We start from the raw sequence: 12,380 nt of genomic DNA on the forward strand, positions 1-12,380 counted from the left end.
CCTAAGGAGACCGGAGGGGCGCCGCACGGACCATCAACAGCCGTTCCTGGCTCGGCCCGAGGTAGTCGCTGTGCCGCTCGACGAGGCAGAAGCCCGACGCCTCGTACAGCCGCAGAGCGGGGTGGTTGTCCGGGGCCACGCTCAGCCAGACGGCGCCGAGCCCCCGGTCGTCCGCGCGGCTCAGCACGGCGTCGAGCAGGCTGCGCCCGTGACCGCGCTGCCGGTGGGTGCGTTCGACCGCGAGCGACAGGAGCCACGACCGGCCGCTGCCGTCGCCGGCCAGGAGCGCGTAGCCGTACAGCCCTCCGGTGCCCGCGGAGACGAGCATGTGGTGGCCATGGACGTCGAACAGCTGGCGCAGCGCGAAGTACGGATAGCTGAGGCCGGGGAACGCGCGCGCCTCCAGGGCCGCGATGGCCGCCAGGTCGCCCTCGACCGCCTGACGCACCTGTCCGTCCCGCATGGCACCCAGTGTGCACCGGACGTGGCGCCGGATTCCCGTCCTGCACGGTCAAGGAGCGCCGCACGGCGTCACGACCGGTCGGTGCCCTCTGCCGCCTCCCAGAGGGTGCTGAACTGCTGGACCCGCTGGGCGACTTGGGGGAAGCGCAGGTTGATGGCCGTATGGGCGGTGACGCCGAGCAGGTCGAAGACGATCTCGTAGGAGAGCGACTCGTCGAAGACGACGAAGTCACCGATCGCGGTCATCCGGGCGGTGGGCGGCAGTTCGGAGAGCGACAGCACGCGCACCTCTATGCCGAGGCTTCGCTGGTCGTCGCAGAGGCGGCTCAGTTCGGGGGTGGTGTCCTCGGCTTCCGCGACGATGAACAGCCGCCGGATGCGCACGCCCCGGTGGATCGCGTCGCGCTGCGCCCCCAGATACCGAACGCCGAGTTCGCTCGCCCAGAAGTCCCGGTCGGCCCAGCTGCTGGTGGCGTCGATGGTCAGGGCGGCGCACTCAGTCAGGGTCGTGATCCAGTCGTGGTCCTCTCCCTCCCGGTGGACGACTTCCAGGTTGAGGTGCTCCATCAGCGAGGTGAGCCGCAGGAGCTCCGCGCGGACGAAGGGCTCCATGATCGACGGGGCGGCCGTCCCGAGGGTCGTCGCACTGCGGACCAGCCGGGTCACCTCCTCCCGCGACAGCGCCGAACGATCGACCATGCTGAAGAGCTCGGTGTCCTCGTTGACGCGGGCGAAGCCGTCGGCGACCAGCTCCTTCATCTCGGAGTTTTCCGTGGCGAGTGTCTCTTCGAGCGAGGCGATCCGGTCGGCCAAGTCGTTCATGAACTGGATGATCAGCGCCGCCCCGCCCGCGAGGACCGAGACGGTCAGCTTCCAGACCGGGGGCTGCTCGGTGAGGCCGGTGAGCAGATAGCAGGCTCCGGCGACCAGCACGGCCACCAGTGGCCTGAGCAGAATGGGCGGGCGGCGTGGAGTCGAAGGCTTCACCGGCTCCGGCGTGTTCGGCGATCCGGCCATGTGTCGTGGTCTCCTTGGGAGGGATCGTGCGCGTCCCCACCCAGGGGTGGGCGCTCAGTTACCGCAGGTGCGCGGCGGTCTGCAAGGCCATCTGATCCCTGATCCGTTGGACCAGGTTCAGCCACTGCCTGGTGAATCCGGGTTCCCGCTCCAGCACTTCCCACAGCGGGCGCAGGACCCGGTCCACGCGCGCTGACGGCATCCACAGATGCATCAGATGGTCGACGGCGGGACGCAGCGCCGCCAGCGCGTCCCGCCCGTCTATCGAGCCGAGCCGGCTGCGCTCGACCATCCTGATGAGCGTCGTGAGCAGCCAGTCGTGCAGGGCGAGGTCATGGCAGAGCGCGGCGGCGGCGTCCGCGGTGATTCCCGTCGGTAGCCCGAGCTCCGCCGTACGCAGTCCGTCTTCGGCCAGGGTGAAGCTCGTCAGGGACGGACCCTGGACGTCCGGTAGCGCCACCCAACGCAGCCGGGTGACCCGGGACTTGAAGGGCGGCTGCTGGTCGAGTGCCCGGGCCCGCACCATCCGGACGAGCCTACGGTCGGCGATCGCTCCCAGGTCGAGGTCACCGGGGCGGCGGGCGTCGTTGAGGTGGCCGTCGGCGACATCGCGCCCGGGGAGCGTGCCGTACGGCTCGACGATGCCGGGGCGGGCCAGGTAGTGGCCCCAGCGGCGCCGTTGGTGGGGGCCTTCGGCCGTGACCGCGCAGAAGGTGCCCACTTGCAGGAGTCGGCCCTCGGTGAGCGTGGCGCGGGTGGTGACGGTGCCGACGGCGCGGACCTTGGCGCCGGAGGCGGTGGGCAGGTGGCAGTCCACGCCGGTCAGCACGTCGGGCGACCGGACGTACAGATTGGGTCGCTCGGAGACTCGGGTCTGCTCGCCCGCCCCCCATCGCAGCAGGTCGGCGGCGTCGCGCGCGGAGAGTGCCTGGGAGTGCGGCAGCAGGCGGGTGTGCACTTCGCCGAAGACCAGGACCGGCTCCGGACTCTGTCCGCTCAGCCCACCGGTGTCCGCGCCCCCGTCCATCTCAGGGCTCCTCGTGGAAGACGTAGGAGATGCGGTCGGTGATTTCCTCGGGTAGCGACAGCCCCTCGACCGAGGCACGTTCGGCGACTTGGCGCAGAGCCTGCGGCTCGACGTTCACCTGGTCGAGGACGACCCGCACCGCATGCTCGACCGGCAGGAGGCGGGAGGGGAGGACGGAGCAGGTGCGGTAGGCGGAGAAGGGCGCAGCGCAGGGGGTGAGCCGGATCAGTGGCGGCAGCGCGTCCCAGTCGCCCGGAAAGTCCTCGTCGGCCGCCCACGGCACGGGCTGGAGAACGGGTTCGCCGCAGTGCCGCAGTAATCCGAGCCGGGCCAGTTGCCAGACGGCGGCCAGGAACGCGCACGACCAGACGCGCCGCCCGGTCGGCTCGTCCCAGAGCTCGGCGTCGAGGAAGACCGAGTGCCGCCGGGCGGTGGTCTCGGCGGGCGGGTGCCAGACGGGGGCGTCGGCCATCGCCTCCACGGTTGGCGCGTCGGGGGTTCGGCGGCCGTTGGCGAGCCAGCCGCTCCGGCCGACCGGCGGCCGGGAACCGTCGCTGCCGGGCGGCGGCGACTCGACGAGGCGGGCCCGCACTCCCTCGGCGACGGGGACACCGTCCGCGACGGCGCAGCCGGACTCGCGGGCCAGGTAGTCGATGACGAGCCCGGCGCGTTCGGCCTCGGCGAGCACGACGGGAAGGAGCGCGGCGGGGGTGGAGACGCGGGTGCAGTATTCGTCCACCAGGAAGCAGGTGCTGACCCGGGGCCTGCGTCCGCCTGCGGCGGCGACCGTACGTGCCGCGTCGGCCCACGGCCGGACCTGCGCGAAGTGCGCGCGCAGCCGTTGCGGACCCGCCTCGAAGTCCTCCGGGTAGAGGTGGCCGAGTTCCAGCGACACATGGGCGAGCGGCACCGCCTGGGTGCGCGGTTCGAGGGTCGTCTCCCGGAAGACGGCGCTGGTTCCGGTCTCCGTCACGGCGTCCCCCAGACGTCGTCGTCGGTGAGCTTCTCGGCCAGGTGCTCAAATGCCTTCAGCGTCTCCAGGCCGGCGACCTGGCTGGAGAGCACGTCCTCATCGGTGATCAGCTGTTCGCGCCATTGCAGCACGGGGTCGAGCGGTACGGAGCCGAGAGTCACGGTATGGCCGAGGCCGCGGTCGGCGGCAAGCCGGCGGAGGTCCTGGTCGCAGCTGACCATCCACGCGTACTGGGCGGGCGGCGCCAAGGACCACGGTGGCGTCTGCGGGTCGGGCACGGCGGCGCGTACGAAACGTATGCTGCCCCGCAGTTGCTCGACGTCGTGACCCCGGGCGGCGCCGCCGTCGAGGATGCCGCGCGGGCCGAAGGCGAACCCGGAGGCGGCGATCACATGCTGCCGCGTCCACCGGTGATAGATGAGCCACCGGGCGCCGACGCCTCGCAGTTCGGGCCGTGCGGTGACCTCCAGCGCCAGGTCGACGGCGTAGCTGCGGCCGGCGCTGAGGTCGACCACCACCACGTCGAACTCACTGTGGAGCCGCAGGAAGAGGTCGACGCAACGGAGAACGGAGTCCTTGCCGACGGCGAACTCGCCGCCGCTGTGGTCGCCGGGGAACAGGGCGAGGCTGCCGGAGCCGGCGGGCCGGTGGCGCAGGGTCGGGTGCTCGGTACGCGCCCAGACGTCGAGCCGGACCGGCTCCTGCGCCTGCCCCCGGAGGTAGGAGTGGAGGCCGCCCCTGGCGTCCGGTACGTCGAAGACCGCTGCGGCGGTGGGCGAGCCGAAGTCGAAGTCCAGGTAGCAGACGTCGTCGCCGGTCAGCGCGCGGCGGAAGGCGATGTTGGCGCTGGTGACCGAGCGGCCGGTGCCGCCCTTGTCCGAAGCGGCGAAGACGAGCACCGTTCACTCTCCCCGGGCAGCGGCGTGCCTGCCCCGCGCCAGGCCGTCGAGCTCGACCAGGATCCCCAGGATGAGTGCGATGGCGGTGCCGGGCCGGTGGTCGAGGAGCTCGCGTGCCCGCCTGAGTCCGGCCTCGGCGGACCGCAGCGTGAGGCTGCGTGAGGTGTCCTGGCCCGAGGTGGGTTCGAGGAGTTCCTTGCCGAACAGGTGGGTCGCCTCATTGAGCAGCGAGGAGGCGGTGCTGATCAGTTCGGTGCTGCGGATCGGCGACTCGGTGTAGAGCCGATGGCCGGCCACCATGCACTCGACGACTCGTTCGGTGAAGCTCCAGGACGGCGGCCGCTCTGCGGTCGGCGCATGCGGGTAGACGGCCTGCACGTCGTCCCACTGGCCGACTCCCTCGTCATAGTGGATGCGGCGCTTCCACACGTGGTCGAAGATACGTTCGGCGAGTCTCAGTAGCCGGTCGTGCGCGGACACGTTCTGTGAGAGCGCGCAGAGTTGGATGGTCCGCTTGAGTAGCTGGGCGGAGAAGTCGGCCATCGTCCACTGCATCGCGGGGCCGATGTCGCCGCTGCCCTGGAGCGGCAGCCGCACGCCCGGGGCATGCAGGACGATCGCTGGGTCCCCTTCGGTCATCCGGCTGCTGATCCGGCCGCGCTCGGCGAGCCGCTCCATCACCGCGACGGTACGGGTGAGGTCCTCGTCGGTGGCGCGGCGGCGTACCAGGTCGTGGACCAGGATGGAGGCGACCGACAGGGAGAAGTACTCGGACTCCAGGCGCTGCCCGGTCGTACGCCAGGGGATGTCCTCCAGCGGCCAGACGTCGCCGAACCGGGCGATGCCGGACCAGTACTGCTGAGTGATCTCCCACCGCAGGCGTAACGCCTCGGCGAGCCGCTGCTGTTCGGGGGTCAGCAGGCCGAGAGTGAGGGTGCGTTCGGAGAACAGGTCCTGGATGCCGTCGAGGGCGACCACGGTGAAGTAGAGGTAGGGGACAGGCCAGGCGACGCCGGCGGGCTGCCGGCCGGTGAACTGCGTGGTCTCGACCTGCGGGGAGTCCTTCACCAGAGTCCAGGCCCACCCGCACTCGAAGAGCTGGTTCTCGTCGTCGGCGATGTCGACGCCGAGCACAAGGCTCTCGTCGATGGTGGCGCGCAGTGCGGCGAAGCGTCGCTGGAACCGCTCCACCACGACGCGTTGGGAGACCTGCCCCTGCCCCAGGACATCGCACAGAGCGCGGCCCTGCGCACTGTCGGGGTCGAAGCAGTTGACGGTGAAGGAGCGCAGCAGGCTCACCATGGCGGCGGTGAGCCGGGTCTCGGTGGCGGCCCTGAGCTCCTCGATGCGGGCACGCACTTCCGCGCGCCGGGTCCTGCCCAGGTAGACCTTGAGAAAGCCGAGGGTGGCCAGGCACAGAGTGATCGACATCGAGAACGAGTCGACGACGCCCAGCCGGCGCTGCTCCCCGGTGAGTTCCTTGCCGGGGTCGCACGCCTCGAAGTAATGACCGCCCGCGAAGCTGGGCCCTTCGTCCTCGGTGGTATGCGTGTCCATGAACTCGGCGAGGATGTTCACCAGCTTCGCCGGGATCTCCGTCCGGCCGCCCATACCCTTGAGCGCGGCCTGCACGTCGCGTTCCATGGTGTCCGGATCGTCCAGCCGGAATGCGGTGATCTCCGTGGCCGGATACATCAGGCACAACAGCCGCTCGGCGTCGGCGACACTGTTGAGGCCTCCCTCTTCACCCCAGTCCCATTCACCACTGTCAAACGAATGGCGTGACACGGCCTGCCATATATCAAGCAGGTGCTGGCGTGGCTTGATCTGCATCCCCCACCCCTCGCCCGGGTGCCCCATATTCGGGCCCAGAGCATATCCGCTCCCGTACTTCCTGGGGGGTTCGGCCGCCGACGAACCGCGCCGCCGGGAGACCGCAGCGTGTCGCGGGAAAGCGAGGCCGGTCGACATCGTGCCCCGCCCGTACGGCGTCCCCATGGCTCCCCGCATGCGCTCCGTCAGGCATATTTGACGCCGCGTCAGGGTGAGAGGGCCGGCGAGTGTTCGCCGTGTCTCGGTGTACGGGATCGCAGGCCGCTCGGCGCGGCCCGGCTGGAGGCCCGTGCCCGGCAGCAGCCGGATTGTCAGATCCCGCGCCTAGGCTGTCCGCAGAGATTCGATCAAGGAGCAGGGCAGTGCGAATAGAGCGTCACCAGGTGGGCGGGGCCGTCGTGTCGGCAGCACGCGAGGACTTCACGAACCGCATCGGGGGCCGGGTGCGGTCCATGTCGCGGGGTGGCCGGATGGCCACCTACGAGTGGCAGTCGATCGCCGACGAGTTCCTCGACTACCTGGGCGCCCTCTCCGTGGAGACACCCGGCCTCGACACCTCGGAGGCCAAGGCCGCCCTCAAGGACGCCTGCGAGGCCGCGGCCGGCGCCGTCGCCTACGCGGCGTACCACCCGCACTGCAGTTTCCAGGTCTTCCTGGAGTACGTGAACTTCGGCATGAGCTACGACCCGGGTGAGGATGCCCCCGCGGAGAGCGTCACGCCCGAGGAGTGGATCGACGCGCTCTGCCTGGCGGTCCTCAGGGACAAAGCGAAGTGGCACGGCGAGGCCTTCCACTTCGCCCGGGAGAAGTTCGCCGCGCGGGCGCAGGGAACGCCCGCCGGCGAGCTCGCCACAGGCTTGATGGCCGTGGTCCTGGACGACACCGGCGACGACGAGGAGTACCCGCCGAGCGCGCAGGCCAAGCTCGCCGCCGTTGACGCAGCCTTGGACCGCATGGGTACCCGCGCGGGGGAGACGGGCGAGCCCCTCCTGGACCGGCCGGACAGCGGAGCGCTGCGTACGCTGCGCGCCCTGGCCGCCGAGGACAAGGAGGCCTTTGATGCCGCGCTGGCCGACCTCCTGGTCAGGCACAGCGCCCTGCACGGCCCCACGGCCTCCCCGAGCACGCTTGTCCCGCTCGTCCCCTTGGCCCTCGCCGCGCTCGCGTACCGGACCCGTGACTGGGCGCCTGCCGTTCACACCGACTACCTTCCGCACGCACTGATCACCGGCTTCCAGAGCCGTGGCCCGCGGGTCGCGGGGTTCGGCCGGGAGCGGCGGGCGGACGCGGTGGCCGCGCTCGCCGCGGGCCCGCTGGTGGTGGAGCGGCCGACCGTCGACTGGACGGTCGGCCCGCAGATCGAGGCCATGTACGAGGAACACGTTCGGGAGGCGCTCACCCCCGTCGACGCGGACCCTCTCGCTGTCTCGCGGCTCGACAGCGTCTTGAGCGATCAGGAGCGCCTCTTCAAGTGGCGCGCGGGGAACACCGGCGGCGTCACGGACGCCCAGCTCGCGAACCTTCGGCTGGGCGCCCAGATAGGGGCGGCCCTCTTCCGCATCGCACGGGCGGAGCCGGGCACCGAGGTCGAGGTGACCATCGACGGCCGCACACTGCGCTACCCGGCCCAGCGGGACGAGAAGGCCGGAGCCGGCAACTGGCAGAACGCCACTGCCTTCGCCCTCATCAGCGGCGCACGCGAGGACCTCGCCCCGCTGGTCCTCACCGGCCCTGCGTTCGCCCGCCCGGACGGCTCCGCCTTCGCCGCGTACCGCGAAGCCCTCCACGCCTACCTGAAGGGCACCGATCCCGAACCGGCGGCGCAGCGGGCCTTGGAGCAGGCCGAGAGGGCCGAGGACTGGGGCTTCGCCATGCCGCCGGCCGTGCTGCTGTCGCAGCTCGTGGAGGGCGACGAGGAGAGCTTCAACCTGGCCCTGGCCGACGCGCTCGAAGCCCACCGCGACTACTACCAGGTCGCCGACCGCGCCGACGATCCGGACGCTTCCGTCAACCTCGACATCCTCGCCCTGGCCTGCCACGCTCGCCGACGCGGCTGGGACATCCGCGTCGAATCGGCCTACCTGCCGCAGGGCCTCCTGCGGGCCGCGGAGCCGTTCTAGGGGCGGGCCACAGCGGGACGCCGCCGCCGGCTGGGGCCCGTTCTCACTGCTGGGCGAAGTGGCTTTCGAGTCGGCTGAGCAAGGTCGCGAACGCCGGGGACATGGTGGCGTCGGTCTGGGTGAGAACGGTCGAGCGGCCGTCGTCCTCCACGGTGATGGTGTAGCTCATCGCGTCTCGGGCGCGGCCGGGCTGTTCCGCTGCGGGCACCGGGGCGGCCTCCGCGACCAGCCGGGCCAGCTCGGCTGAGGCGTTCTTGGACAGGGCGTCGGTGTCCAGCACCTTGGGCGGGAGGCGGAGGTTGATCGCGGCCGCCTGCCCGCCGTGTGTCTCCAAGGTCACCCTCATCGTCCCAACCTCCCGGGCCACGGCGCGGCGCTCTCTGCCGTCACGATCGTCCGAGGGTTGGCCCGCATCAACCACCGGGGGCGGGGGGTTATTTCTTCCCCTTGAGCGTGGCCACGTCCTTGGCCAGCGCGGTCACCTGGGTGGTCAGTGTCCCGATCTGCTTGGTCAAGGCCGCCAGGCCGTCCTGCCGACCCGCGCCGCCGTTGCGGTTGCCCGCGCGGCTACGCGTCCGGGCGACCCCGGCCGGGACCCCGCTGATCTGGATTCCTACTTCCTGCCACGCGGCCAGCACGGCGAGCTGTTCGGCGCTGCCGGCTCCGTACAGTGCCTCGGCCTTCTGGTAGGTGGTGTCCGCGAAATCCTGGAACTGGGTTTCGACGGTGGACGCCTTGAGCGCTTCGTACCAGATGAGTCCGGCGGCCTCCCACGCGTATCCGCCGATACCCACCGCCGTGAGATAGAACGCCTTGTTCGGGATGCCGGAGTTGATGTGCACTCCGCCGTTGTCCCCTCTCTCGGAGTCGGGGAGGTGGACGAACTTGCTCATGTGGTCGGGCTGGGGGTCCCTGCCGAACAGGGCGTTGTCGTACGCATGCCCGGGCGCCTTCAGCGACCGCAGGGCGTCGGCCTCGATCTTCGGGGTGAAGACCTCAGGTCCGATCAGCCAGTCCGCCTCCTCGACCGTCTGCTTCAGCGACCACTGCTTGACCAGCGAGCCGAAGACGTCCGAGATGGACTCGTTGAGGGCCCCGGACTGCGTGTGATAGGCGAGGCCCGCCGTGTTCTCGGTGACTCCGTGCGTCAACTCGTGGGCGATGACGTCGAGGGAGCCGGTGAAGTCGGTGAAGATCTCTCCGTCTCCGTCGCCGAAGACCATCTGCTGGCCGTCCCAGAACGCGTTGTTGTACTTCGCGCTGAAGTGGACGTACCCGTCCAGACGCATCCCCCGGTCGTCGATCGAATTGCGACCGAACACGTCGTGGTAGAAGTCGCGCGTCGTGCCCAGGCCGACGAACGCCCGGTTGACGGAGTCCTCTGCGGGTTCCGGTCCGTCCTCCGACCGGGCCAGCACAGCCGAGGGAAGCGCCCTGCCGTGCTGGCAGTCGAAGACGGTCCGTCGGCCGTTGCCGGGGGTGGCGGTGCCGGCGAAGGACGCCCGTACGGCTCGCTCACCGCGCAACCCCGCGGTGGTCAGCAGGGTGTCCAACGCTGCTTGGTGCACCTCGCTCTTCTCGCTTCTGAGGAGCTTTTCGAGAAGGAGCGGGGGGATGATGCAACTGAGGCGGCAGGTCCTGGTCATCGGATACCTCGCGTAGAAGAGGGGCGGCGGTAAGGCCTCGCTCATCCGGTGTCTCGTGTGGGTTGTTCTTCGTGCTCCAGAACAACCACGCCCGCCTCGACTGGCTTGGCCACCGCGGCGTCGAACAAGTTGCCCAGGTCGCCCTCGTGGATCGTGGATCGTGGGCGCCGGAGGCGCCGCGTCAAGGGCGCTGATCGTCGGACTGACGGTGTTGCTGTGACTGAACGACCGCGTCTCATGCGCGGGACGACACCTGCGTGAAGGGCAAGATACCTCCCTGCATGCCTGCTCAGCCGTATGGCGAGCCTTTCCGCCGAGTGCGCCGTGCGCATGACCGCGGAGGTGCAAACCGTGTCCACTACGAGTATCTATTCGATGCCGCCGGTGTGCACCCCGAGTGGGGCTCCGCTCCTCACTGACAGTAGGTTCACTGACAGTAGGTGTCAGGAGAGTGTTCCTAGCATACGGCGCATGGACGACTTCAACTTCGCGAGCATACGTATCGGCATCGTCGAACTCCGGCAGTACAGCCTGCGCCCCCACACCCGGGAGACGCTGATCGAGCTCTTCGAGCGCGAGTTCGTGACCGGCCAGCAAGCGGTCGGCATCACTGTCGGCGGCCGGTTCCGCGACCTTGACGACCCGGACCGTTTCGTCTGGCTGCGCTCGTTCCCCGACATGACGCACCGTCGGCGCTCGCTGGAGGCGTTCTACACCGGCCCGGTCTGGCGGGAGCACCGCGAGGCGGCCAACGCCACCATGGTCGACAGCGACGACGTCCTGCTGCTGCGCGGCCCGGGTTTCGCCACCGAGCCGGGCACCCGCGAGGTGGTCGCGACCATCTGCCACTCGTCCGACGCGGCTGCCTTCGACGCGTACGCCACCCGACATCTGGGCCCGGGCCACGCGCTGCACCGCACCGAGCACGCCGAGAACGACTACCCCCTCCTGCCCGTCCGTACCGGTGAGGACGTCCGCGTCTGGTTCGGCCCGGCCGAACCACCACCCTGGCCGATCCGGCGGCTGCGGCTGGAACCCGTGACGACATAGCCTCGCGCTGGTTTCCGGGCGCGGGAGCTGCTTCGGTTGGACAACGGCTCCCGCCCGTGTCGACGATGTGCCAATGATCAACGGAACCGGCTCTCCTTGGGAGCGCCTCGACCGGCTGCGGCGCGAGCGCGGACTGCTCACGCCCACCGAGCTGCTGGACCTCGCCGACGAGGGCACGGCCGTGCTCGACCCGTTCTCGGTGCTCGTCTCCCGGCGGGTCGAGCTGCACCCGGGCGTCACGCTCTACCCCGGCGCGGTCGTCGAGTGCGACGGCGACAGCCGGTGCGGCATCGGCGCGGGCACGACGCTGTACGGCGGCGCCCGGATCCGCGCCACCGGCGGCGCGCTCGTGACCATCGGAAGGGACACCGAGATCGGCGACGGCGGAGCGCGGATCACGGCGGCGGGCGACGGCGGGATCCGGATCGGCGACGGGGTGCGGATCTCAGGCGGCGCCGAGGTGATCGGCCCCGGCCTGCTCGGCGCCGGCAGCCAGGTCCTCGGCCCGGTCTCCGCCCGCTCGGCCGACCTGGCCGCGGGCCGCCCGTACACCCACCCCGACCCGGACCACCGGGGCGCCGTCCTCAAGGGCTTCGGCCGCGCCCACGGCATCCGCCTCGGCCCCGGCGAAGTCCTCAACGGCACCGGCGACTTCGCCACCGCCCCGGTCCAACGTCAGCGCCACTACCATCCCGACGCCCCGCACCTGCCTGAGCCTCAAGCCCCGGCCGACAGGCTCTAAGGGGTGAGCCAGCCGCGCAGGAGTCTGCTGACGGCGGGCATCGCCACGTACGTCATGAGGACGTTGAAGACGCAGGCCACGATCGCACTGGCGAGCAGGAGGGGGAGCGCGGTCAGGCGTGGCATGAGAAAGAGGCTGCCGAGTACGGAGATCGGGTAGATCGCCAGGGTCGCGCTGATCGCCATCTTCCACCTCGGTGGCGCAGGCCGTGTCGATCCCGGCTTGGCGAACCAGGTCTCCATGCCGGTCAGTTGGCGCCGGGCGATCTCGGTGTGGTGGTGTCCCTCGCAGTCGGCGAACCAGGCCGCCCGCTCCGGCGACTCCTGCCAGGCCCGGCATGCCGCCGCGTCCCGGAAACGGTGGACGAGGAACCAGGGGGCGTCGCCGCCGGCGGAGCGGAAGAGTCCGTATCCGAGGTGGCCGGGGAAGGCGGCCGCGCTTTCGAGGATGCCCCTCGCCCACAGTTCGAAGGCGGCTTCGTAGCCGGGTTCCACCCGGCGGGCTATCAGCAGGGTCACCTCTCCCGCGTCGACGGGAACAGTGGCGTGCTCAAGACTGACCGCGGTCACACGAACTCCTCATGATCTCACCGCGCCCGTCCCTACCTTACG

12 protein-coding genes are annotated in these 12,380 nt (G+C 70.5%); 3 read left to right on the top strand and 9 right to left on the bottom strand.

What is annotated here, in order from left to right; genetic code table 11:
* Window position 1: 1 nt before the first annotated feature.
* From A8W25_RS06795 to A8W25_RS06820, 6 genes are all read right to left on the bottom strand, one after another.
* Window positions 2-463 carry a GNAT family N-acetyltransferase gene (locus A8W25_RS06795; RefSeq protein ID WP_067157536.1) on the bottom strand — a complete coding sequence of 154 codons (462 nt, stop codon included), beginning with the start codon at window positions 461-463 and terminating at the stop codon, window positions 2-4.
* Between the two features lie 68 nt (window positions 464-531).
* Window positions 532-1,479 (bottom strand): DUF6879 family protein, encoded by a 948-nt coding sequence (locus tag A8W25_RS06800; RefSeq protein ID WP_067157538.1) that lies wholly within the window; start codon window positions 1,477-1,479, stop codon window positions 532-534.
* Between the two features lie 58 nt (window positions 1,480-1,537).
* Window positions 1,538-2,506 carry an SCO2521 family protein gene (locus tag A8W25_RS06805; RefSeq protein ID WP_067157541.1) on the bottom strand — a complete coding sequence of 323 codons (969 nt, stop codon included), beginning with the start codon at window positions 2,504-2,506 and terminating at the stop codon, window positions 1,538-1,540.
* A 1-nt stretch (window position 2,507) separates the two neighbouring features.
* Window positions 2,508-3,479, bottom strand: coding sequence for an SCO2522 family protein (locus A8W25_RS06810; protein ID WP_067157544.1), 972 nt, complete (start codon window positions 3,477-3,479; stop codon window positions 2,508-2,510).
* Window positions 3,476-4,378: an SCO2523 family variant P-loop protein gene (locus tag A8W25_RS06815; protein ID WP_067157547.1), complete on the bottom strand. Its 903-nt coding sequence runs from the start codon at window positions 4,376-4,378 to the stop codon at window positions 3,476-3,478. Before A8W25_RS06815 ends, A8W25_RS06810 begins: the two co-directional genes overlap by 4 nt.
* Window positions 4,379-4,381: 3 nt before the next feature.
* Window positions 4,382-6,211 (bottom strand): SCO2524 family protein, encoded by a 1,830-nt coding sequence (locus tag A8W25_RS06820; RefSeq protein WP_067160727.1) that lies wholly within the window; start codon window positions 6,209-6,211, stop codon window positions 4,382-4,384.
* Between the two features lie 383 nt (window positions 6,212-6,594).
* Here A8W25_RS06820 and A8W25_RS06825 point away from each other — a divergent pair, with 383 nt between their 5' ends.
* Window positions 6,595-8,331 carry an immunity 49 family protein gene (locus A8W25_RS06825; protein ID WP_067157550.1) on the top strand — a complete coding sequence of 579 codons (1,737 nt, stop codon included), beginning with the start codon at window positions 6,595-6,597 and terminating at the stop codon, window positions 8,329-8,331.
* A 43-nt stretch (window positions 8,332-8,374) separates the two neighbouring features.
* Here the strand turns inward: A8W25_RS06825 and A8W25_RS06830 are convergent, their stop codons facing one another.
* Window positions 8,375-8,677: a protealysin inhibitor emfourin gene (locus A8W25_RS06830; RefSeq protein ID WP_067157553.1), complete on the bottom strand. Its 303-nt coding sequence runs from the start codon at window positions 8,675-8,677 to the stop codon at window positions 8,375-8,377.
* A gap of 88 nt (window positions 8,678-8,765) precedes the next feature.
* Complete coding sequence (locus A8W25_RS06835; protein ID WP_234386313.1) at window positions 8,766-9,899, bottom strand: M4 family metallopeptidase; 1,134 nt, start codon at window positions 9,897-9,899, stop codon at window positions 8,766-8,768.
* A 549-nt stretch (window positions 9,900-10,448) separates the two neighbouring features.
* Between A8W25_RS06835 and A8W25_RS06840 the strand changes: the two genes are divergently transcribed.
* Window positions 10,449-11,027 carry an NIPSNAP family protein gene (locus A8W25_RS06840; protein ID WP_067157556.1) on the top strand — a complete coding sequence of 193 codons (579 nt, stop codon included), beginning with the start codon at window positions 10,449-10,451 and terminating at the stop codon, window positions 11,025-11,027.
* A 73-nt stretch (window positions 11,028-11,100) separates the two neighbouring features.
* Window positions 11,101-11,769, top strand: a complete 669-nt coding sequence (locus A8W25_RS06845) for a hypothetical protein (RefSeq protein WP_067157558.1) — start codon at window positions 11,101-11,103, stop codon at window positions 11,767-11,769.
* Here the strand turns inward: A8W25_RS06845 and A8W25_RS06850 are convergent.
* On the bottom strand, window positions 11,766-12,338 hold the full coding sequence (locus A8W25_RS06850; RefSeq protein WP_067157561.1) for an antibiotic biosynthesis monooxygenase: 573 nt from the start codon (window positions 12,336-12,338) through the stop codon (window positions 11,766-11,768). The two genes, A8W25_RS06845 and A8W25_RS06850, sit on opposite strands and share 4 nt — an antisense overlap.
* Window positions 12,339-12,380 lie beyond the last annotated feature (42 nt).

The sequence above is a fragment of the Streptomyces sp. ERV7 genome (genome assembly GCF_001653515.1).
Classification (GTDB): Bacteria; Actinomycetota; Actinomycetes; order Streptomycetales; family Streptomycetaceae; genus Streptomyces.

Excerpts from the sequence above, each read along its gene's own strand:
- A8W25_RS06795 (WP_067157536.1), bottom strand. The coding sequence starts at position 463 with ATGCGGGACGGACAGGTGCGTCAGGCGGTCGAGGGCGACCTGGCGGCC.
- A8W25_RS06800 (WP_067157538.1), bottom strand. The coding sequence starts at position 1,479 with ATGGCCGGATCGCCGAACACGCCGGAGCCGGTGAAGCCTTCGACTCCA.
- A8W25_RS06805 (WP_067157541.1), bottom strand. The coding sequence starts at position 2,506 with ATGGACGGGGGCGCGGACACCGGTGGGCTGAGCGGACAGAGTCCGGAG.
- A8W25_RS06820 (WP_067160727.1), bottom strand. The coding sequence starts at position 6,211 with ATGCAGATCAAGCCACGCCAGCACCTGCTTGATATATGGCAGGCCGTG.
- A8W25_RS06830 (WP_067157553.1), bottom strand. The coding sequence starts at position 8,677 with ATGAGGGTGACCTTGGAGACACACGGCGGGCAGGCGGCCGCGATCAAC.
- A8W25_RS06840 (WP_067157556.1), top strand. The coding sequence starts at position 10,449 with ATGGACGACTTCAACTTCGCGAGCATACGTATCGGCATCGTCGAACTC.
- A8W25_RS06845 (WP_067157558.1), top strand. The coding sequence starts at position 11,101 with ATGATCAACGGAACCGGCTCTCCTTGGGAGCGCCTCGACCGGCTGCGG.